This window comes from Plantibacter sp. LMC-P-059a, from assembly GCF_030209505.1.
In the GTDB taxonomy this organism is placed as follows: Bacteria; Actinomycetota; Actinomycetes; order Actinomycetales; family Microbacteriaceae; genus Plantibacter.
This window is the reverse complement of record NZ_JARVRZ010000007.1, coordinates 154,096-175,663: the sequence shown is the minus strand read 5'-3', so window position 1 is coordinate 175,663 and position 21,568 is coordinate 154,096. Positions and strand designations below refer to the sequence as shown.

The window sequence follows — 21,568 nt, the reverse complement described above, 5'->3', positions numbered from 1 at the left end:
GTTTCGTTCCAGGGCCAGTGACGTCCCGCTTCTGATCCCCCATTCGTGAGGACGGTAATCCCATGGCGCATGCACCGTACGCTTCGTTCAGCGCAGTCCCGCCCAAGCAGGGCATGTACGACCCGGCGAACGAGAAGGACGCCTGCGGTCTGGCGATGGTGGCGACCCTGACGGGCGACGCCTCGCACAGCATCATCGACGCGGCGCTCGGCTCGCTCCGCAACCTGGAGCACCGAGGTGCGATCGGTTCTGACGCGGGCACCGGCGACGGCGCCGGCATCCTCACCCAGATGCCCGATGAGTTCCTGCGCGGCGTCGCCGGGTTCGAACTCCCGCCGCTCGGCGAGTACGCCGTCGGGATCGCCTTCCTGCCCACCGACGAGTCGGCACGAGCGCTCCTCCAGTCCCAGATCGCCGCGATCGCCGCCGACGAACAGCTCACGGTGCTCGGTTGGCGTGAGGTCCCGGTCGACCCCGACGAACTGGGCAAGCTCGCGCGCGCCGCCATGCCCGCCTTCAAGCAGCTGTTCGTCACCGGTTCGGACCCCTCGAAGCCGTCCGGGATCGCACTCGACCGCCTCGCCTTCCGTCTGCGGAAGCGCGCGGAGCGCGAACTCGGCGCGTACTTCATCTCCCTGTCGAGCCGGACCCTCGTCTACAAGGGCATGGTCACGACCCTGCAACTCGAACCCTTCTACCCGGATCTCTCCGACGAACGGTTCGCGACCAAGCTCGCCATCGTGCACTCGCGGTACTCCACCAACACCTTCCCGTCGTGGCCGCTCGCCCAGCCCCTGCGGATGATGGCGCACAACGGCGAGATCAACACGGTGGAGGGCAACCGCAACTGGATGCGCGCCCGGCAGTCCCAGCTCGAGTCCGAGCTCATCGGCGACGTCCGGCCGCTGCTCCCCATCATCACGCCTGGCGCGAGCGACTCCGCGTCCTTCGACGAGGTGCTCGAGCTGCTGACGCTGACGGGTCGGTCGCTGCCGCACGCGATGATGATGATGGTGCCCGAGGCCTGGGAGAAGCAGACCGGTCTCTCGCAGCAGCGGCGCGACTTCTACGAGTTCAACTCCATGCAGATGGAACCGTGGGACGGCCCGGCCGCCCTCACCTTCACCGACGGCTCGCTCGTCGGTGCCACCCTCGACCGCAACGGGCTGCGCCCGGGCCGCTGGTTGGAGACGACCGACGGTCTCGTCGTCCTCGGCAGTGAGATCGGCGTGCTCGACATCGAACCGAGCCGGGTGAAGCGCAAGGGCCGCCTGCGTCCGGGCAAGATGTTCCTCGTCGACACCGTCGCGGGACGCATCATCGAGGATGACGAGATCAAGGACGAACTGTCGGCCTCCGCCCCGTGGGGCGAGTGGCTCGAGCAGGGCCGGATCAACCTCAGCGACCTCCCCGAGCGCGAGCACATCGTGCACACGCCGGCCTCGGTGACCCGCCGCCAGCGGACGTTCGGGTACACGGAGGAGGAGGTGCGCATCCTCCTCCAGCCGATGGGCCAGAACGGCGCGGAGCCGCTCGGGGCGATGGGCTCCGACACGCCGATCGCCGTGCTCTCGGATCGTCCGCGGCTCCTGTTCGACTACTTCGTGCAGCAGTTCGCGCAGGTGACGAACCCGCCGCTCGACTCCATCCGCGAGGAGGTCGTCACCTCACTGAAGCTCGGCCTCGGACCGGAGCGCAACCTCCTCTCCTGGGGTCCGGAGCACGCCAAGCAGGTCGTGCTCGACTTCCCCGTCATCGACAACGACGAGCTCGCGAAGATCCAGCACATCGACCCGACCCCCGGGAGCCCGCTGACGGCCACGGTGCGGGCGCTGTACCGGGTCGAGGACGGAGCCGCAGGCCTCGAGTCGAGGCTCCGCGAGATGTGCGCCGAGGTCGACGAGGCGATCCTCGCAGGCTCGGAGTTCATCGTCCTCAGCGATCGCGACTCGAACTCCGATCTCGCCCCGATCCCGTCGCTGCTGTCCCTCGCCGCGGTCCACCACCACCTCATCCGCGCCGAGAACCGGATGAAGGTCGGGCTCGTCGTCGAAGCCGGCGACGTCCGCGAGGTCCACCATGTCGCGCTCCTGATCGGGTACGGCGCCTCAGCGATCAACCCCTACCTGGCGATGGAGAGCTGCGAGGACCTCGTCCGAAGCGGTCTCATCCAGGGCGTCACGCGCGAGCAGGCCGTGAAGAACGTCATCAAGGCGCTCGGCAAGGGTGTTCTGAAGATCATGTCCAAGATGGGCATCTCGACCGTCTCCTCGTACGCGGGCGCGCAGGCGTTCGAAGCGGTCGGCCTGAGCGAGCAGCTCGTCGAGACCTACTTCACGGGTACCGAGACAAAGCTCGGTGGCGTCGGCATCGACGTGATCGCCGAGGAGAACGCGAAGCGTCACCGCTACGCCTACCCGGAGGACGCCGCGTCGACCGCGCACGAGCGCCTGCAGTCCGGCGGCGAATACCAGTGGCGCCGCGACGGCTCACCGCACCTCTTCAACCCGGAGACCGTCTTCAAGCTCCAGCACGCCACGAAGACCCGCCGGTACGACATCTTCCGTGAGTACACGCACATGGTCGACTCGCAGGCCGCGCAGCTCATGACGCTCCGAGGGATGTTCACCCTCCGCACCGGCGCACGCCCGCCGGTCCCGCTCGACGAGGTGGAGTCGGTCTCCTCGATCGTCAAGCGGTTCTCGACCGGGGCGATGAGCTACGGCTCGATCTCGAGAGAGGCCCACGAGACGCTGGCGATCGCCATGAACAGCATCGGCGCGAAGTCGAACACCGGCGAGGGCGGCGAAGACGTCGATCGTCTGCTGGACCCGACACGACGCAGTGCGATCAAGCAGGTGGCGTCGGGCCGGTTCGGCGTGACGAGCATGTACCTGACGCACGCCGACGACATCCAGATCAAGCTCGCCCAGGGCGCCAAGCCCGGCGAGGGTGGGCAGCTGCCGCCGACGAAGGTCTACCCGTGGGTGGCCAGGACCCGGCACGCGACGGCCGGTGTCGGCTTGATCTCGCCGCCTCCGCACCACGACATCTATTCCATCGAGGACCTCAAGCAGCTCATCTTCGACCTGAAGCGCGCCAACCCGAAGGCCCGGATCCACACGAAGCTCGTGAGCCAGTCGGGCATCGGTGCGGTCGCGGCGGGTGTCGCGAAGGCGCTCTCCGACGTGATCCTCGTCTCCGGCCACGATGGCGGGACGGGCGCGAGCCCGCTGAACTCGCTGAAGCACGCCGGCACACCCTGGGAGCTCGGTCTCGCCGAGACCCAGCAGACCCTGATGCTCAACAACATGCGCGACCGCGTCGTCGTACAGGTGGACGGTCAGATGAAGACCGGTCGTGACGTCGTCATCGGTGCGCTGCTCGGTGCGGAGGAGTTCGGGTTCGCGACCGCACCGCTCGTCGTCTCCGGCTGTGTCATGATGCGCGTCTGCCATCTCGACACCTGCCCGGTCGGCGTCGCGACCCAGAACCCCGTGCTCCGGCAGCGGTTCACCGGCAAGCCGGAGTTCGTCGTCAACTTCTTCGAGTTCATCGCTCAGGAGGTTCGCGAGTACCTCGCCGAGCTCGGGTTCCGCACGCTCGAGGAGGCCATCGGCCACAACGAGCTGATCGACGCGGATCGCGCGATCAGCCATTGGAAGGCGTCCGGTCTCGATCTGTCGCCCGTCCTCGTCGGCCCCGTCTTCGCCGATGACGAACCGCGGATCAACCGTCGGGCGCAGGAGCACGAACTCGACAAGCACTTCGACCAGCAGCTCATCGCCGCAGCAGCGGAGGTGTTGGAGCACGGCGGTCACTTCTCGGTCGACCTGCCCATCCGCAACACTGAGCGCGCCGTCGGCACCATGCTGGGCCACGAGGTCACCCGCCGTCATGGCGAGAACGGCCTTCCGGCCGGCAGCATCGACGTCACCCTGCGCGGCTCGGCCGGGCAGTCGTTCGGCGCGTTCCTCCCCGGCGGCATCTCGCTGCGCCTGGTCGGCGACTCGAACGACTACGTCGGCAAGGGCCTGTCCGGTGGGCAGATCGTCGTCAGGCCTCCCGAGAGCGCCGCGTTCCTCCCTGAGGACAACGTCATCGCCGGCAACGTCATCGGTTACGGTGCGACCCAGGGCACGATGTTCCTCGGCGGTATCGTCGGCGAGCGCTTCCTGGTGCGCAACTCCGGTGCCACGGCGGTCGTCGAGGGCGTCGGCGACCACGCCCTGGAGTACATGACCGGTGGGCTCGCGCTCATCCTCGGGCAGACGGGCAGGAACCTGGGTGCCGGCATGTCGGGCGGGACCGCCTACGTGTTCGACCTGCAGCGCGACCAGGTGAACCGCGACTCGCTCGCTTCCGGTGAGCTGACCCTGTCGGAGCTCGACAGCGCCGACGTCGAGATCGTCCACGACCTCCTCGAGCGACACGTCCTCGAGACGGGCTCGCCGCTCGCCGGCCGCCTGCTTGCGGACTTCGACGACACGGTCGCCCGATTCGTCAAGGTCCTGCCGCGCGACTACGCAGCGGTCCTGGCGACCCGACAGACCGCGCTCGACGAGGGGCTCGACCCCGACGGCGACATCGTTTGGAACCGAATCTTGGAGGTGACCGGTGGCTGATCCCAAGGGATTCCTGAAGGTACCGGAGCGGGAGCTCCCGAAGCGTCGACCCGTTCCGGTCCGCATCATGGACTGGAAAGAGGTCTACGAACAGAGCGACCCGGCGACCGTGCGGAAGCAGGCCGGGCGCTGCATGGACTGCGGCATCCCGTTCTGTCACCAGGGCTGCCCGCTCGGCAACCTCATCCCCGAGTGGAACGACCTGATGTGGCGTGGCGAGGGGCGCTCGGCCATCGAGCGCCTGCACGCCACCAACAACTTCCCCGAGTTCACGGGACGTCTGTGCCCGGCCCCCTGCGAGAGCTCGTGCGTCCTCGGGATCAACCAGCCCGCGGTCACCATCAAGCAGGTCGAGGTGTCGATCATCGACCAGGCCTTCGCCAACGGTTGGGTCGAGTCGCACCCGCCGGAGCGGTTGACGGGGAAGACGGTCGCCGTCGTCGGATCGGGACCTGCCGGTCTCGCGGCAGCCCAGCAGCTCACCCGGGCGGGCCACACCGTAGCCGTCTACGAGCGCGACGACCGCATCGGTGGTCTGCTGCGGTACGGCATCCCGGACTTCAAGATGGAGAAGAAGCACCTCGACATCCGGCTGAAGCAGATGCAGGACGAGGGGACCCGCTTCCGGGCCGGCGTGAACATCGGCGTCGACATCACCTGGGACGAGCTCCGCGCCCGGTACGACGCCGTCGTGATCGCCACCGGCGCGATGGTGCCGCGCGACCTCCCGATCCCGGGTCGCGACCTCTCGGGCGTGCACTTCGCGATGGAGTACCTCGTCCAGGCGAACCGGGTCGGCGCGGGAGACACGGTCTCGGACCAGATCACGGCCGAGGACAAGCACGTCGTCGTCCTCGGCGGCGGCGACACCGGCGCCGACTGCATCGGCACGGCCCACCGTCAGGGTGCCGCGTCCGTCACGAACCTCGCGATCGGCACCCAGCCGGCGGGGGAGCGACCCGAGCACCAGCCGTGGCCCATGATGCCGACCCTGTTCGAGGTCGCGAGCGCGCACGAGGAGGGCGGTGACCGCGAGTTCCTGGTGTCCACCGTCGAGTTCCTCGCGAACGATGCCGGAGAGGTCCGAGCCATCCGCGTCGCGGAGACGGAGTTCGTCGACGGCCGCCGTGTCCCGAAGAGCGGGACCGAACGGGAGATCCCGGCGGACCTCGTGCTGCTCGCCCTCGGCTTCACCGGCCCGGAGGAGGCGGCTCTCGAGTCGCAGTTCCAGCTCCCGTTCACGGGCCGCGGCAACGTGGCCAGGGAGCAGGACTACCAGACGAACCAGCCCGGTGTGTTCGTGGCCGGCGACGCCGGTCGCGGTCAGTCGCTCATCGTGTGGGCGATCGCCGAGGGTCGTGCAGCCGCAGCGGCGGTCGACGAGTACCTCGAAGGTGCCACCCAGCTTCCCTCCCCGGTCCGTCCCACGGACCAGCCCATCTCCCTCTAGGCTTTCAGGCGGACGACAAGCGTCGGACGCATCATGCCGAGCAGTGAGTACCGAAGCGCCTTGTGCGCAGAAACCATGGAGAACACACACACATGAGACGAGCCAAGATCGTCGCAACGCTGGGCCCTGCGGTCTCCAGCTATGAGAACATCCGGGCCATCATCGATGCGGGGGTCGATGTCACCCGGATGAACCTGAGCCACGGCAGCTATGACGTGCACGAGGCCATCTACGCCAACGTGCGGAAGGCGACGGAGGACTCCGGCCGCGCGGTCGCCGTCCTCGTCGACCTCCAGGGCCCCAAGATCCGCCTCGGCAAGTTCGAGGGCGGCCCGTACGACCTCGCCGTCGGCGACATCTTCAAGATCACCATCGAGGACATCCTCGGCACGAAGGAGATCTCCTCGACGACCTTCAAGGGCCTGCCCCAGGACGTCAAGCCGGGCGACTTCCTGCTGATCGACGACGGCAAGGTCAAGGTCGAGGTCGTTGAAGCGGACGACACCGTCGTGACCACGCGCGTGATCGTCGCCGGTCCGGTGTCGAACAACAAGGGCATCAACCTCCCGGGTGTCGCCGTCAACGTCCCAGCGCTCAGCGAGAAGGACGAGGCGGACCTCCGTTGGGGACTGCGTCTCGGCGCCGACCTCATCGCCCTGTCGTTCGTCCGTGACGCAGCGGACATCGACCGCGTGCACGAGATCATGGCGGAGGAGGGCCGCAAGGTCCCCGTGATCGCCAAGATCGAGAAGCCGCAGGCCGTCGAGAACCTCGAGAGCATCGTCGAAGCGTTCGACGCCATCATGGTCGCCCGCGGCGACCTGGGTGTCGAGCTCCCGCTCGAGGCCGTCCCGATCGTGCAGAAGCGCGCGGTCGAGCTGGCCCGCCGCATGGCGAAGCCGGTCATCGTCGCGACGCAGATGCTCGAGTCGATGATCTCCAGCCCGATCCCGACGCGCGCTGAGACCTCCGACGTCGCCAACGCGGTGCTCGACGGCGCGGACGCGGTCATGCTGAGTGGCGAGACCAGCGTCGGCGCCTACCCGGTGATCACGGTCCAGACCATGGCCCGCATCGTGGAGTCGACCGAGATCCACGGTCTCGACCGTGTCCCGCCGCTTGGCACGAAGCCACGCACGCAGGCGGGTGCGATCACCCTTGCGGCGGTCGAGGTCGCCGACTTCGTCGAGGCGAAGTTCCTCTGCGTCTTCACGGAGTCTGGGGAGTCGGTGCGCCGGATGGCGCGCCTGCGCAACCGGATCCCGATCCTTGCGTTCACGCCCGACCCGGCGATCCGTCGTCGCATGGCGCTCAACTGGGGTGTCGAGTCCTTCGTGGTGGAGCGCGTCACGCACACCGACCAGATGGTCGCCCAGGTGGACGAGGTCCTCGTCGCCACCGGTAAGGCCGCGGTCGGCGAGCCCGTCATCATCATCTCCGGTTCCCCTCCCGGGATCCCCGGAACGACGAACGACATCCGCGTCCACAAGGTGGGCGACGTCCTCTAGTCGGATGTGGTAGCCGAAGGCCGTGGTCCTCCCGTACGGGGACCACGGCCTTCGTCGTCCAGCGCGACGGTCACACCGACACCGCCCGCTGTGGGTCTAGCCTGATGCCCATGGCCAGCTCCTTCCTCGTCGACGACGCCCTGCGCCATGCCGTGGGGCTGAGCCTGCCAGGTGTCGACCGTGAGGCGATCGGGCCGACGGGGCTCCTGGCCTCACGATTCGCCGTCCTCGAGCTCGCCGCGGTCGCGGTCGGCGCCGTGGAGAACGCCGCGGACCGGCTCCGAGTCGCGCTCGGATACGAGCCGGTGCACGCGGTCCTGGACCTCGAGCGCATCGCCGCGGCCTACCAGAGCGACCGACTGCTCCGGATCGATGGAGCAGCGGTCGATGCGTTCGCGCCGTTGTCCGAATTCTTCCCGGCCGCGGACGGTTGGGTGCGGACGCATGCGAACTACCCCCACCATCGTCGCCGCCTGAGCGCCATGCTCGGGATCGGCGACGACGCCACCCGCGCAGCGCTCGCCTCGGCGATCGCCTCCCGATCGGCCGTCGACCTGGAATCGGAGGCTGCCGGAGTCGGCGCCCTCCTCGTCGCCGTCCGGACTGCCGCCGCATGGTCGTCCACCCCACAGGCCATCGTCGGTGACGGGCCGCTCGTCGCCCGTCACGGCGGCTCCACCGGATCGAGGATCGCCTCTGCCGTGCGGCCAACGAGGCTGCACCCCTTGCGTGGACTCCGCGTCCTCGATCTCACCCGCGTCATCGCCGGTCCGGTGGCGACCAGGACGCTTGCGCTGCTCGGAGCAGAGGTCCTCCGTGTCGACCCGCCGCAGCTTCCCGAGATCCCATGGCAGCATGCCGACACCGGGCAGGGGAAGCGCACGGCCACCCTGGACGCCTCGACCACGTCCGGCCTCGCGACCCTGCAGTCGCTGGCTGACGAGGCGCACATCCTGGTCACGGGGTACCGACCGCACGCCATCGAGCGCCTCGGCCTGGTGCCAGGAGCAGGGCTCGTCACCGGTTCCGTCGACGCGTGGGGGACGACCGGACCGTGGGGCGATCGTCGTGGCTTCGACAGCCTGGTCCAGGCGGCGACCGGCATCGCCCTGATCGAGGGTGCCGACGGGGGTCCTGGCGCGCTTCCGGCGCAGGCGCTCGATCACACGAGCGGGTACCTGTTGGCGGCGTCGCTCATCGACGAGGTGGCGGGCGGGGTCGAGGGGCGCTCTGTCGGCGACGTCCACGTGTCGTTGGCCAGGGTCGGTGCTGCACTCCGGGGACTGCCGCGGGCGACCCACGACGCGGCCGTCGCGATTCCTGGCGAGCGCTGCCTGGTCGATCACGGCGCCGTGCGAACCGCGCGCCCCGCGCTCAGCGGGTTCGAGGATTACCCGTTCCCGGCACGGCGCCTGGGGAGTGCCGAACCGCGATGGCGGACACGCCGCTGATCGTCGTGACCCCGGACGCGCCAGACGCGGCGCCGTCGTCGTTCGCCTACCCTGGAGGTATGCGCCTTATCCTCATCAGACATGGTCAGACCTCGTCCAACGTCGCCGGCCTGCTCGACACCGCGATCCCCGGGGCGGTCCTCACCGAACTCGGCGAGACGCAGGCTGCCGCGCTGCCCAAAGCGCTCGTGGGGGAGCAGATCGACGCCGTCTACGCGTCGACCGCGATCCGGGCGCAGCAGACCGCCGCTCCGATCGCCGAGGTTCGAGGAGTCCCCGTGACCGTCCGCGACGGCCTCCGGGAGATCAGCGCCGGCGACAACGAGATGCACGGGTCGCCCGGGGCCGTCCAGGTCTACATCGACACCATCGTCGCCTGGGCCATGGGTGACCTCGACACCCGGATGCCGGGCGGCGAGAACGGCCACGAGGTGTTCGCGCGCTTCGACGCGGTGATCGAGGAAGTCGAGGGCTCCGGACTGGAGAGCGTCGTGGTCGTGAGCCACGGAGCCATGCTCCGGTCATGGCTCGGGCTGCGCTCGACGAACGTCGACGGACACTTCATCGGCACGCATCCCATCACGAACACGGGCGTCATCATCGTCGACGGAGACACGACGACCGGTTGGCGGGTCGACACGTGGACGGGCGATGCCGTCGGCGGACCGGAGCTGACGACGGAGGCCGACGGTCCGGCCGCCGCCGTCGAGCGCGGCTTCTGATCAGTTGGTGTCGTCGGCCGAGGTCGCGCCGTCCGTGAGGAACGGTCCGGGCTCGTCGCCGGGCTGACCCGGGAGTGAACCGACGAGTCGGTCGAGCTCGGCAGCGTCGGCATCGATGCCCTGGTCGCTGAGACGGTCCGCCAGCGCTGCCCGGACGTCGAGGTCGGGGGTAAGGGACCGGTCGGCTGCGACCTGCACGAGGATGCCCTGGAGCCGGTCGTCGGTGCTGGCGTCGTGGACGTCCTGGCGGGGGTCGTTCTGCTCTGCAGTCATGGAGTCGGGTCCCATCGTGTCGAACGACGTCCTGCACGTCGTGTCTTCGACGTTACGCTACGGCGTCCGCCGACCCCGCCCGAAGGGCTTGACCGCCTCGTCCCTGTTCAGTCAGGAGAGCTTCGTGGTACCGGTGGTGGGACTCGAACCCACACGTCTTTCGACACAGCATGTTGAGTGCTCCCGACGGGGATTCCCCACCTTCGTCGTACCGGTGGTGGGACTCGAACCCACACGTCTTTCGACAAAGCATGTTGAGTGCGCCCGACGGGAATTCCCCACCTTTGTGGTACCGGTGGTGGGACTCGAACCCACACGTCTTTCGACAAAGCATTTTGAGTGCTCCGCGTCTGCCATTCCGCCACACCGGCGCGTCCGCCGCACGGCGAACAGCAACCTGCATCAGAGTACCGTAGGATTTGAGGGTGACCGAGCAAGAGACCCCTCCCGTAGCCCCGCGGCGCGTCGTCGTCGCTGAGGACGAATCCCTCATCCGCCTCGACATCGTCGAGATCCTTCGCGACAACGGTTTCGAGGTCGTCGGCGAGGCCGGCGATGGCGAGACCGCCGTCGCGCTCGCGACCGAGCTCCGCCCGGACCTCGTGATCATGGATGTGAAGATGCCCCAGCTCGACGGCATCTCCGCCGCCGAGCGCATCGGCAAGGCGCACATCGCACCGGTGGTGCTCCTCACCGCGTTCAGCCAGAAGGAACTGGTCGAGCGGGCGAGCGAGGCCGGTGCCCTGGCGTACGTCGTGAAGCCGTTCACCCCGAACGACCTCCTGCCCGCGATCGAGATCGCCCTCTCGCGGTACCAGCAGATCATCACGCTCGAGGCCGAGGTCGCCGACATGGTCGAGCGCTTCGAGACGCGGAAGCTCGTCGACCGCGCGAAGGGCCTCCTCAACGAGAAGATGGGGCTCACCGAGCCCGAGGCCTTCCGTTGGATCCAGAAGGCGTCCATGGACCGCCGCCTCACCATGCACGATGTCGCGCAGGCGATCATCGAGCAGCTGAGCGCCAAGAAGTAGCGCTCTCCCACCTCGTCGCAAGAGCGGCCCGTCCCTGCGGGGGCGGGCCGCTCTGCGTTGTCCGGGAGCAGTTCGGGTCAGCTCCCCGGTGCGTCCTTGATGAGGTTCGTGATGCGGATGGTCGAGCAGCGTCGGCCCTGCTCGTCGCTGACCGCGATCTCGTGGACGGTGAGCGACCGCCCGAGGTGGATCGGCGTGCAGACCCCGGTCACGATCCCCTCGGTTGCCGAACGGGTGTGCGTGGCGTTGATGTCGATGCCGACGGCGAGCTTGCCGGGGCCTGCGAAGAGGTTGGCGGCCATCGACCCGAGGGATTCGCCGAGGACGACGTAGGCGCCGCCGTGCAGCAGCATCGCCGGTTGCGTATTGCCCTCGACCGGCATGGTGGCGACGGACCGTTGGACCGTGAACTCCGTGAACTCGATGCCCATCTTGGCGGCGAGTGCGCCGCTGCCTCTCGTCCGCAGGAACTCGAGGGCTTCGTCGGTCTCGTTCGTCATGTCCACCTTCGGATCGGTCCTGAGCCGTGTCGGCACCGGCTTGTAGGCTGGGCGCGTGTCGGAATCAGAAAAGCCTACCCTCCTCGTCGTCGACGGCCACTCGCTCGCCTTCCGGGCGTTCTACGCCCTGCCGGTCGACAGCTTCCAAACCCGCGACGGCCAGCACACGAACGCCATCCACGGCTTCATCTCGATGCTGATCAGCCTGCTGAAGAACGAGAACCCGAGCCACCTCGCCGTGGCCTTCGACATCTCGCGCCGCTCGTTCCGGACCCGTGAGTACCCCGAGTACAAGGGGACGCGCGGCGAGACCCCGCCCGAGTTCAAGGGTCAGGTGCCGCTCTTGGAAGAGGCGCTCAAGGCGATGAACATCACCACGATCAGCAAAGAGGACTACGAGGCCGACGACATCCTCGCCACCCTCGCCAAGCAGGGCGCCGAGGAGGGCTTCCGCGTCCTCGTCGTCTCGGGCGACCGCGACACCATCCAGTTGGTGACCGACGACGTGACGCTGCTCTATCCGTCCAGTCAGGGCGTCTCGGCACTGACGCGATACGACGGTGCCAAGGTATTCGAGCGCTACGGCATCCGGCCCGAGCAGTACCCGGAGATCGCCGCGCTCGTCGGCGAGACGAGCGACAACCTCCCCGGCATCCCGAAGGTGGGCGAGAAGACCGCCGTCAAGTGGCTCAACCAGTTCGGCTCGCTCGAGCAGATCCTGGAACGCGCAGACGAGATCACCGGCAAGGTGGGGGAGAGCCTCCGCGAACACAAGGAGAACGCCGTCCGCAATCGGCGACTCAACCGCCTCCTCACCGACGTCGAACTGCCGGTCGGCCCGAAGGACCTCGAACGACGTCAGATCGACGCCGACGCCGTGGCCGCCGTGTTCGGCCGACTGGAGTTCCGCACACTCCTCGACCGGGTCTTGAAGCTCGACGGTCTCGAGGCGAACACCGACGTCTCGGCCTCGCACGCGGTCGGTGTGGTGATGCCGCCTCGCAAGGAACTGCTCGACGAAGAGCTCGAGGCCTGGCTTGCGCGCGCGGTCGCGGCCCACCCGGGCGGCATCGGACTCCACCTCGACCTGGACGGCGATCTGCCGGTCGCGGCCGGTCTGGCCACCCCCACGGAGATCGTGTCCCTCGCCTGGCGTCCCGGGGAGGCCGACTACGCGCCGCTCGAAGCCTGGCTCGCGAGCGACGCCCCGAAGATCATGCACGACGCGAAACCGCAGGTGAAGGCGGTCACCCGGGCCGGCCTCGCGCTCGAAGGCCTGGCGTACGACACGGCTGTCGCCGGCTGGCTGCTCCGCCCGAGTGGCGGCGACAAGACCCTCGGCGACCTCGCCACACGGTACCTCGACGAGACGATGCCCGTGGCCGACCCGAACCAGCTGGTTCCGGAGACCGACCCGGTCGGTGTCGGAGGGACCGCCTGGTACGCGCTCCGCGTCGCAGAGGCCACCCGCGCCGCCCTCGACCCGGGGTCGCTCGGCGTCCTCCTCGAGATGGAACTGCCGGTCCTGCAGGTGCTCGCGCACATGGAACTCACGGGGGTGACCGTCGACCACGGCATCCTGAGCGGACTCTCGGAGCAGCTCGGGAACCGGTCCGCGGAGTTGGCGAGCAACGCCTACGCCGAGATCGGACGTGAGGTCAATCTCGGCTCGCCGAAGCAGCTCCAGGAGGTGCTCTTCGACCAGCTGGCCATGCCCAAGACGCGGGCCAACAAGACCGGGTTCTCCACCGACGCCGGTGCCCTCGCCGACCTCCAGGAGAAGAGCCCGCACCCGTTCCTCGGCCTGCTCCTCGAACACCGCGACGCGACGAAGCTCCGTCAGATCGTGGAGACGCTCGACAAGGCGATCACCGACGACGGTCGTATCCACACCACGTACGTCCAGATCGGGACGAGCACGGGCCGGATCTCCTCGACCGACCCGAACCTGCAGAACATCCCCGTGCGCACCGAGGAGGGACGACGCATCCGCGCCGCTTTCCAGGCCGGGACCGGGTACGAGACCCTGTTGACGGCCGACTACTCGCAGATCGAGATGCGGATCATGGCCCACCTCTCGGGCGATGCCGGCCTCATCGAGGCGTTCAAGTCCGGCGAGGACCTCCACCGCTTCGTGGGCGCACGCATCTTCGGCGTGGCCGCGGAAGACGTCACGCCCGCGATGCGCAACAAGGTGAAGGCCATGTCCTACGGTCTCGCCTACGGGCTCAGCGCCTTCGGCCTCTCGAAGCAGCTCCGGATCTCCAGCGCCGAGGCGAAGCAGCTCATGGTCGACTACTTCGAGCGGTTCGGAGCCGTGCGCGACTATCTGCGGAACGTCGTCGAGCAGGCGAAGCTCGACGGGTACACCGAGACCATCTTCGGTCGTCGTCGGCTGTTCCGCGAGCTCGCGAGCCCGAACCGACTCGTCCGCGAGAACGCCGAACGGCAGGCGCTGAACGCTCCGATCCAGGGTTCCGCAGCGGACATCATGAAGCGGGCCATGATCGGCATCGAGTCGGACCTCCGGTCGCAGTCGCTCCGCTCCCAGATGATGCTGCAGGTGCACGATGAATTGATCTTCGAGGTCGCCGAGGGGGAGTGGGACGCCCTCGAAGCGATCGTCCGAACGCAGATGGCGGGTGCCGCCGAGCTGTCGGTGCCCCTCGACGTCCAGATCGGGCACGGCCACGACTGGGACTCCGCCGCGCACTGACGGTTCGGTGCGTCCCCGTCCCACGCACCCGAGGACGGATCCGCCGCGTGCGCGTCCGAGGCGCGGACTAGGCTCGTCGGCATGTCTCACGAAGAACCTCGCCAGAGCACACCGATCGACGCCATCGCCGAAAGCTGGGTGGAGACGCTCGTCCAGCTGCGGCCCGAGGTCGGCACCTACATCGGCCGGACAGACGTCGGCGGACGCTACGGTGACACATCGCCGGCCGGGCACGAAGCGTACATCGAGGCCGTCTCGCGCACGCTGAACACGCTTCGATCGGCCTCACCCGTCGACGCCGTCGATCGCGTCACCCAGACCGACCTCACCGCGGAGCTGGAGCTCGACCTCGCCTCGTCCGAAGCCGGCCTGCAGTACCGGGATCTGAATGTGATCGCGTCGCCGTCGCAGGAGCTCCGCGACGTCTTCGACCTCATGCCGACGGCCACGGTCGACGACTGGAGCACGATCAGCACCCGTCTGGGTGCGTTGCCGGAAGCGGTGGACGGCTACATCGAGACGCTCCGCGAAGGGATCGCGAAGGGCATCACCCCAGCACGACGCCAGGTGAAGGAGGTCTACGACCAGGTGCTCCGCACCGGCGCCGACGACGGCTTCTTCATCGGCTTCGCGGCGGAAGCCGGACCGGAGGACGGCCAGCTCCCGGCCTCGCTCGCCGGAGAGCTGTCGACCGGTGCCGGCGCCGCTGCCGTCGCCTACAACCGCCTCGCCGACTTCCTCGCCCACGAACTCATGCCGGCCGCGACCGAGGAGGACGCGATCGGCCGCGAGCTGTACGCCCTGCAGTCTCGACGGTTCCTCGGCGCGACGGTCGACCTCGACGAGAGCTACGAGTGGGGGATCGAGGAGCTGGCGCGCATGGTCTCCGAGCAGGAGTCGATCGCGAACGAGATCCTGCCCGGAGCCTCGGTGGAGGAGGCGGTCGCCTTCCTCGAACAGGATCCTGCGCGCAAACTGCACGGCACGGAGGCCCTGCAGCGTTGGATGCAGGAGACGAGCGACCGGGCGGTCGAAGAACTCGGCCGCACCCAGTTCGACATCCCGCAGGAGATCCGCGCGCTCGAGTGCATGATCGCCCCCACGCAGGAGGGCGGGATCTACTACACGGGCCCGACCGACGACTTCTCGCGTCCCGGCCGCATGTGGTGGTCGGTCCCCGTCGGCGTCACCGAGTTCGACACCTGGCGCGAGCTGACGACGGTGTACCACGAGGGCGTTCCCGGGCACCACCTGCAGATCGGTCAGGCGGTCGTCAACCGCAAGACCCTCAACCTCTGGCGCCGACAGCTCGCCGGCACCTCCGGACACGCAGAGGGTTGGGCGCTGTATGCGGAGCGCTTGATGGAGCAGCTCGGCTATCTCGACGACCCTGCCGACCGGCTGGGCATGCTCGACGGTCAGCGGATGCGTGCTGCCCGCGTCGTCCTCGACATCGGCGTGCACCTCGGCAAGCGGCTCCCCGACGGGAGCGGCACCTGGACCGCCGAGTACGCCTTCGACTTCATGGGCCGGAATGTGAACATGTCTCCGGAGTTCGTCCGCTTCGAGGTGAACCGGTACCTCGGTTGGCCCGGACAGGCACCGTCCTACAAGATCGGGCAGCGCATCTGGGAGCAGCTCCGCGACGATGCGGCCCGCCGGGCGGGAGACGCCTTCGACATCAAGGACTTCCACCGTCGAGCGCTCGACCTCGGGGGCGTCGGGCTCGACACGCTGCGGTCGGCGATGCTCGAATGACGTCCGATCGGATCGTCGTCGCCGGAGCGTCCGGCTTCATCGGGCGTCGGCTGGTCGAGTCCTTCCGAGCCGACGGCGCAACGGTCTCCGTCATCGGTCGGGGTGCGGCCGACGCCCGGTGGGGTGATCGAGCGGGTATCGCGCGACTGGTCGACGGGGCGGACCTCCTGGTCAACCTGGCGGGCAAGAGCGTGAACTGCCGGTACACCGCAGCGAACCGTGCCGCGATCCTCCGATCGCGCGTCGACACGACGACGGAGCTGTCGCGAGCGGTCCGCGAAGCGGCCTCGCCTCCTCCGCTCTGGATCAACGCGTCGACGGCGACCATCTACCGTGACGCGGACGACCGCGCCATGACGGAAGCCGACGGTGAGATCGGATCGGGGTTCTCCGTGGACGTCGCGACGGCGTGGGAACGGGCGTTGTTCGCCGACGATCTGCCGGACACGCGGAGGGTGGCTCTCCGGATCGCCATCGTGCTCGGCGACGGGGGAGCGCTCACCCCATTGCTGTGGCTGGCGCGCCTCGGCCTCGGAGGACCGCAGCTGGACGGCCGCTGGCCCCGCTCGCGATCACGCCGGGCCGCCGGGACGGGTCACCGGTTCACGACACCCCATGGCCGGCAACGGTTCAGTTGGATCCACCTGGACGACGTCATCGGCATCGTCCGGTTCCTCCGCGACCACCCGGAACTGGACGGCGCCGTCAACGTGACCTCGCCGAGCCCGACGGACAACCGTGGCTTCATGCGGACCTTGCGCCACGTGCTCGGGATGCCGATCGGCCTCCCGGCGCCCCGCTGGCTCCTCGAGATCGGGATGTTCCTCCTCCGCACCGAGAGCGAACTCGTCCTGAAGAGTCGCTGGGCGCTGCCAGAGCGGTTGCTGCAGGCAGGGTACCGGTTCGAGCACCCGACCCTGGACCCGGCGCTGCGCGACATCGTCCAGGCGCGCGGCTTGCCTGCAGGCCCTCGATCTCGCTAGACTGCACTGTCACAATTGTGACGTCCTATCCGCCTGCCCGTCTCGCAGAGCGATCCCGATCCCCGGATCGGTTCACACAACAGCATCGCCCCGATCAACGTCCGTGGTCATCCACGGGTCCGGAGCAGTGCGCGAGCCGCGGCCTGAATCATTGTCCACCTGGAGCAATTACTACATGACAAGCGCAACGACCGCCCCCAAGCAGGTCGCAATCAACGACATCGGATCTGCTGAGGACTTCCTCGCAGCGGTCGAAAAGACTCTGAAGTTCTTCAACGACGGCGACCTCATCGAGGGCACCGTGGTGAAGATCGACCGCGACGAGGTCCTCCTCGACGTCGGCTACAAGACCGAGGGTGTCATCCCCTCGCGTGAACTCTCCATCAAGCACGACGTCGACCCCTCCGAGGTCGTCAATGTCGGCGACACGATCGAGGCTCTCGTTCTCCAGAAGGAGGACAAGGAAGGCCGTCTGATCCTGTCGAAGAAGCGCGCGCAGTACGAGCGCGCTTGGGGCGACGTGGAGAAGATCAAGGAATCCGACGGCGTCGTCACCGGTTCGGTCATCGAGGTCGTCAAGGGCGGCCTCATCGTCGACATCGGCCTCCGTGGCTTCCTCCCGGCTTCGCTCATCGAGCTGCGCCGCGTCCGCGACCTCACGCCGTACCTCGGCCAGGAGATCGAGGCGAAGATCCTCGAGCTCGACAAGAACCGCAACAACGTGGTCCTGTCGCGCCGTGCGCTCCTCGAGCAGACGCAGTCCGAGAGCCGCACCACCTTCCTCAACAACCTCCAGAAGGGACAGGTCCGCAAGGGCGTCGTCTCCTCGATCGTCAACTTCGGCGCGTTCGTCGACCTCGGCGGCGTCGACGGTCTCGTCCACGTCTCCGAGCTCAGCTGGAAGCACATCGAGCACGCCAGCGAGGTCGTCGAGGTCGGTCAGGAAGTCACCGTCGAGATCCTCGAGGTCGACCTGGACCGCGAGCGCGTCTCGCTGTCGCTCAAGGCGACCCAGGAGGACCCGTGGCAGGTCTTCGCCCGCACCCACGCCATCGGCCAGGTTGCACCGGGTAAGGTCACCAAGCTGGTTCCGTTCGGTGCGTTCGTCCGCGTGGCAGACGGCATCGAGGGCCTCGTGCACATCTCGGAGCTCTCCGGCAAGCACGTCGAGCTCGCCGAGCAGGTCGTGTCGGTCGGCGAAGAGGTCTTCGTCAAGGTCATCGACATCGACCTCGAGCGTCGCCGCATCTCGCTGAGCCTCAAGCAGGCCAACGAGGGTGTCGACCCCGAGGGCACCGAGTTCGACCCGGCCCTCTACGGCATGCTCACGGAGTACGACGAGCTCGGGAACTACAAGTACCCCGAGGGCTTCGACGCCGAGACGCAGGAGTGGAAGGAAGGCTTCGACGCCGAGCGCGAGAAGTGGGAGCAGGACTACGCTGCCGCCCAGGCTCGCTGGGAAGCGCACAAGAAGCAGGTCGCGGCTGCAGCCGTCGAAGAGGCAAACCAGGCCTCCTCGTCGACCGCTTCCTCGTCGGCCGGTTCCTCGTTCTCGAGCGACTCCGCCGGTGGCGGAACGCTCGCCGACGACGAGTCCCTCGCGGCACTCCGCGAGAAGCTCTCGAGCAACTAGTCACCATCGCACCGACCTCGGTCGGTGTCCAGCAGGGGGTCGCCTTCGGGCGGCCCCCTGCTGCGTTGTCCGGGGCACACCCGAAAACTCGATGACGCCGCGGGTACGCTGGCAGGCATGTACCTCATCGGCCTCACCGGCGGTATCGCCTCCGGCAAATCGACCATCGCGACCCGGCTCGCCGAGCACGGAGCCGTCGTCATCGACGCGGACGTGCTCTCGCGCGAGGTCGTCGAACCGGGCACTCCTGGGCTGGCGGCCATCGCCGCGCGGTTCGGGCCGGACGTGATCGGTCCCGACGGCGCGCTCGACCGTCCGGCTCTCGGCGCCGTCGTCTTCTCCGACGACCAGGCCAGGGCCGATCTCAACGCGATCGTCCACCCCGAGGTCAAGCGTCGCTCACAGGCCAGGATCGCCGACGCGTCGGCAGACCCGGCGGCGATCGTCGTCTACGACGTCCCGTTGCTCGTGGAGACCGGCCGTGCCGACGAGTTCGACCTGGTGGTCGTCGCTTCGGCACCCGAATCGGTGCGTGCCGATCGTCTCGTCGAGCTGCGCGGACTCGACCGCGGCGAGGCGGAACGTCGGATCGCCGCGCAGGCGACGGAGGCGCAACGCACGTCCGTCGCCGACGTCGTGATCGACACCGCGGGCACCCTCGCGCAGACGCTCGAGCAGGTCGACGCGGTGTGGGGCCGCGCGTTGTCGGACGCCGCACCGGACGCCGCTCGCGACGCCGACGCCTGAGCCGGACGCCTCGCTCCGCTGTGGGCGAAGCGGGGGAGTGCTGTCGGTGGTCCTCCGTAGACTCGGAGTATGGAACCAACACGCGCCGTCCGCCCCTTCGAGGTGATCAGCGACTACGAGCCGAGCGGCGACCAGCCCGCCGCCATCGAGCAGCTGTCCGGGCGTATCAACGCCGGCGAGACCGACGTCGTGCTCCTCGGCGCGACCGGTACCGGCAAGTCGGCGACCACCGCGTGGCTGATCGAGGCGGTCCAACGTCCGACCCTCGTGCTCGCGCACAACAAGACGCTCGCGGCGCAGCTCGCGAACGAGTTCCGCGAGCTCATGCCGAACAACGCGGTCGAGTACTTCGTCTCCTACTACGACTACTACCAGCCTGAGGCCTACGTCCCGCAGACAGACACCTTCATCGAGAAGGACTCGTCCATCAACGCCGAGGTCGAGCGGTTGCGCCACTCGACCACCAACTCGCTGCTGAGCCGCCGTGACGTCATCGTGGTGTCGACCGTCTCGTGCATCTATGGTCTCGGGGCGGCGGAGGAGTACCTGGAGGCGATGGCGGCGCTGCAGGTCGGCCAGAACATCGGGCGCGACCGGCTGATCCGCAAGTTCGTGGGTATGCAGTACAACCGCAACGACGTCGACTTCTCCCGCGGCAACTTCCGCGTGCGCGGCGACACCATCGAGATCATCCCGGTCTACGAGGAGCTGGCGATCCGCATCGAGTTCTTCGGCGATGAGATCGAGGCGCTGTACGCCCTCCACCCGCTCACCGGAGATGTCGTCAAGAAGCTCGACGCGGTCTCGGTCTTCCCGGCCTCGCACTACGCGGCCAGCCCGCAGACGATCCAGCGCGCCATCGGCACCATCCAGGAGGAGCTCGCCGAGCGGCTGCAGTCCCTGGAACGTGAGGGCAAGCTCCTGGAAGCGCAGCGGCTCCGGATGCGGACGACCTTCGACCTCGAGATGATGCAGCAGATCGGGTTCTGCTCGGGAATCGAGAACTACTCCCGCCACATCGACGGCCGCTCGGCCGGCGAAGCACCGAACTGCCTCCTCGACTACTTCCCCGACGACTTCCTCACCGTCATCGACGAGTCACACGTCACCGTCCCGCAGATCGGCGCGATGTTCGAGGGCGACGCGTCGCGGAAGCGGACGCTCGTCGAGCACGGCTTCCGGCTCCCGAGCGCGATGGACAACCGTCCGCTCCGATGGGACGAGTTCAAGAACCGGGTCGGTCAGACGGTCTACCTCTCGGCCACGCCCGGCAAGTACGAGATGGGCATCGCCGACGGCATCGTCGAGCAGATCATCCGCCCGACCGGTCTGGTCGACCCGGCCATCATCGTCAAGCCGTCGAACGGGCAGATCGACGACCTCCTCGAGGAGATCCGCGTCCGGGCCGAGCGCGACGAACGCGTCCTCGTCACCACGCTCACGAAGAAGATGGCCGAGGAGCTCACCGACTTCCTCACCGAGGCGGGCGTCCGCGTCAGGTACCTGCACTCCGACGTCGACACCCTGCGCCGGGTCGAGCTGCTGAGCGAACTCCGGCAGGGCGTCTACGACGTCCTCATCGGCATCAACCTCCTCCGCGAGGGGCTGGACCTCCCCGAGGTCTCGCTCGTGGCCATCCTCGACGCCGACAAGGAGGGCTTCCTGCGGTCCTCGACGTCGCTCATCCAGACCATCGGTCGCGCAGCCCGCAACGTGTCCGGCGAGGTCCACATGTACGCCGACGTCCTGACCGACTCGATGAAGCGCGCGATCGAGGAGACCGATCGCCGCCGCGAGAAGCAGGTGGCCTACAACGAGGAACGCGGGATCGATCCGCAGCCACTGCGCAAGCGGATCGCCGACATCACCGAGGCACTCGCGCGCGAAGGCGCCGACACCGCGGCGCTGCTGGCGGGACGCGACAACGGGAAGAAGAAGAGCCCGACGCCGAACCTCCGACGCGAGGGCATCGCCGCCGAGGGTGCGAACGATCTCGAGTCGATCATCGCCGACCTCAACGCCCAGATGCTCGCGGCCGCAGCGGAACTCAAGTTCGAACTGGCCGGCCGGCTCCGGGACGAGGTCTCCGAGCTCAAGCAGGAGTTGCGGCAGATGGCGAAGGCCGGACACATCTAGCCGAGGGCTTCGCTGAGAGCGCAGTACCACAGACA

The 21,568-nt window shown here is 68.2% G+C and carries 14 protein-coding genes and 2 tRNA genes; 12 read left to right on the top strand and 4 right to left on the bottom strand.

Annotated features, from left to right (window positions below):
* The first annotated feature begins 62 nt into the window (after nucleotides 1–62).
* From gltB to QRN27_RS16940, 5 genes are all read left to right on the top strand, one after another.
* On the top strand, nucleotides 63–4,625 hold the full coding sequence (gltB, locus tag QRN27_RS16960) for a glutamate synthase large subunit (protein ID WP_285043234.1): 4,563 nt from the start codon (nucleotides 63–65) through the stop codon (nucleotides 4,623–4,625).
* The gene (locus tag QRN27_RS16955) at nucleotides 4,618–6,075 is read left to right on the top strand and encodes a glutamate synthase subunit beta (protein WP_194670037.1); all 1,458 of its coding nucleotides are present in this window, start codon (nucleotides 4,618–4,620) and stop codon (nucleotides 6,073–6,075) included. Before gltB ends, QRN27_RS16955 begins: the two co-directional genes overlap by 8 nt.
* A 92-nt stretch (nucleotides 6,076–6,167) precedes the next feature.
* A complete protein-coding gene (pyk, locus tag QRN27_RS16950) occupies nucleotides 6,168–7,583 on the top strand; it encodes a pyruvate kinase (RefSeq protein ID WP_079705946.1) in 1,416 nt (471 codons plus the stop codon).
* A 110-nt stretch (nucleotides 7,584–7,693) separates the two neighbouring features.
* Entirely contained in the window at nucleotides 7,694–9,034 is a 1,341-nt protein-coding gene (locus tag QRN27_RS16945) for a CoA transferase (protein ID WP_285043233.1), read from the top strand.
* A 59-nt stretch (nucleotides 9,035–9,093) separates the two neighbouring features.
* Nucleotides 9,094–9,756 (top strand): histidine phosphatase family protein, encoded by a 663-nt coding sequence (locus tag QRN27_RS16940; protein WP_285043232.1) that lies wholly within the window; start codon nucleotides 9,094–9,096, stop codon nucleotides 9,754–9,756.
* Here QRN27_RS16940 and QRN27_RS16935 read toward each other — a convergent pair whose 3' ends face one another.
* From QRN27_RS16935 to QRN27_RS16925, 3 genes are all read right to left on the bottom strand, one after another.
* Complete coding sequence (locus tag QRN27_RS16935) at nucleotides 9,757–10,029, bottom strand: hypothetical protein (protein ID WP_285043231.1); 273 nt, start codon at nucleotides 10,027–10,029, stop codon at nucleotides 9,757–9,759.
* Nucleotides 10,030–10,154: 125 nt separating this feature from the next.
* Nucleotides 10,155–10,245 (bottom strand) — tRNA-Leu (locus QRN27_RS16930).
* A 71-nt stretch (nucleotides 10,246–10,316) separates the two neighbouring features.
* Nucleotides 10,317–10,400: transfer RNA gene (locus QRN27_RS16925), tRNA-Leu, on the bottom strand.
* Nucleotides 10,401–10,454: 54 nt separating this feature from the next.
* Here QRN27_RS16925 and QRN27_RS16920 point away from each other — a divergent pair.
* Nucleotides 10,455–11,060, top strand: a complete 606-nt coding sequence (locus tag QRN27_RS16920; protein ID WP_056005705.1) for an ANTAR domain-containing response regulator — start codon at nucleotides 10,455–10,457, stop codon at nucleotides 11,058–11,060.
* Between the two features lie 77 nt (nucleotides 11,061–11,137).
* On the opposite strand, the gene QRN27_RS16915 is transcribed toward QRN27_RS16920, so the two are convergent.
* Complete coding sequence (locus tag QRN27_RS16915; protein WP_194670041.1) at nucleotides 11,138–11,560, bottom strand: hotdog fold thioesterase; 423 nt, start codon at nucleotides 11,558–11,560, stop codon at nucleotides 11,138–11,140.
* Nucleotides 11,561–11,615: 55 nt separating this feature from the next.
* Between QRN27_RS16915 and polA the strand changes: the two genes are divergently transcribed.
* The 6 genes from polA to uvrB all read left to right on the top strand — a co-directional run bounded on the left by polA (nucleotide 11,616) and on the right by uvrB (nucleotide 21,533).
* The gene (gene polA / locus QRN27_RS16910; RefSeq protein ID WP_285043230.1) at nucleotides 11,616–14,276 is read left to right on the top strand and encodes a DNA polymerase I; all 2,661 of its coding nucleotides are present in this window, start codon (nucleotides 11,616–11,618) and stop codon (nucleotides 14,274–14,276) included.
* 81 nt (nucleotides 14,277–14,357) lie between these two features.
* Entirely contained in the window at nucleotides 14,358–16,034 is a 1,677-nt protein-coding gene (locus QRN27_RS16905; RefSeq protein WP_285043229.1) for a DUF885 domain-containing protein, read from the top strand.
* The gene (locus QRN27_RS16900; RefSeq protein WP_285043228.1) at nucleotides 16,031–17,017 is read left to right on the top strand and encodes an epimerase; all 987 of its coding nucleotides are present in this window, start codon (nucleotides 16,031–16,033) and stop codon (nucleotides 17,015–17,017) included. The genes QRN27_RS16905 and QRN27_RS16900 overlap by 4 nt, the downstream gene beginning before the upstream one ends.
* 175 nt (nucleotides 17,018–17,192) lie before the next feature.
* Entirely contained in the window at nucleotides 17,193–18,650 is a 1,458-nt protein-coding gene (gene rpsA, locus QRN27_RS16895; RefSeq protein ID WP_056005690.1) for a 30S ribosomal protein S1, read from the top strand.
* Between the two features lie 117 nt (nucleotides 18,651–18,767).
* Nucleotides 18,768–19,397 carry a dephospho-CoA kinase gene (gene coaE, locus QRN27_RS16890; RefSeq protein WP_285043227.1) on the top strand — a complete coding sequence of 210 codons (630 nt, stop codon included), beginning with the start codon at nucleotides 18,768–18,770 and terminating at the stop codon, nucleotides 19,395–19,397.
* Between the two features lie 69 nt (nucleotides 19,398–19,466).
* Nucleotides 19,467–21,533, top strand: coding sequence for an excinuclease ABC subunit UvrB (uvrB, locus tag QRN27_RS16885; RefSeq protein WP_194670046.1), 2,067 nt, complete (start codon nucleotides 19,467–19,469; stop codon nucleotides 21,531–21,533).
* Nucleotides 21,534–21,568: the final 35 nt, after the last annotated feature.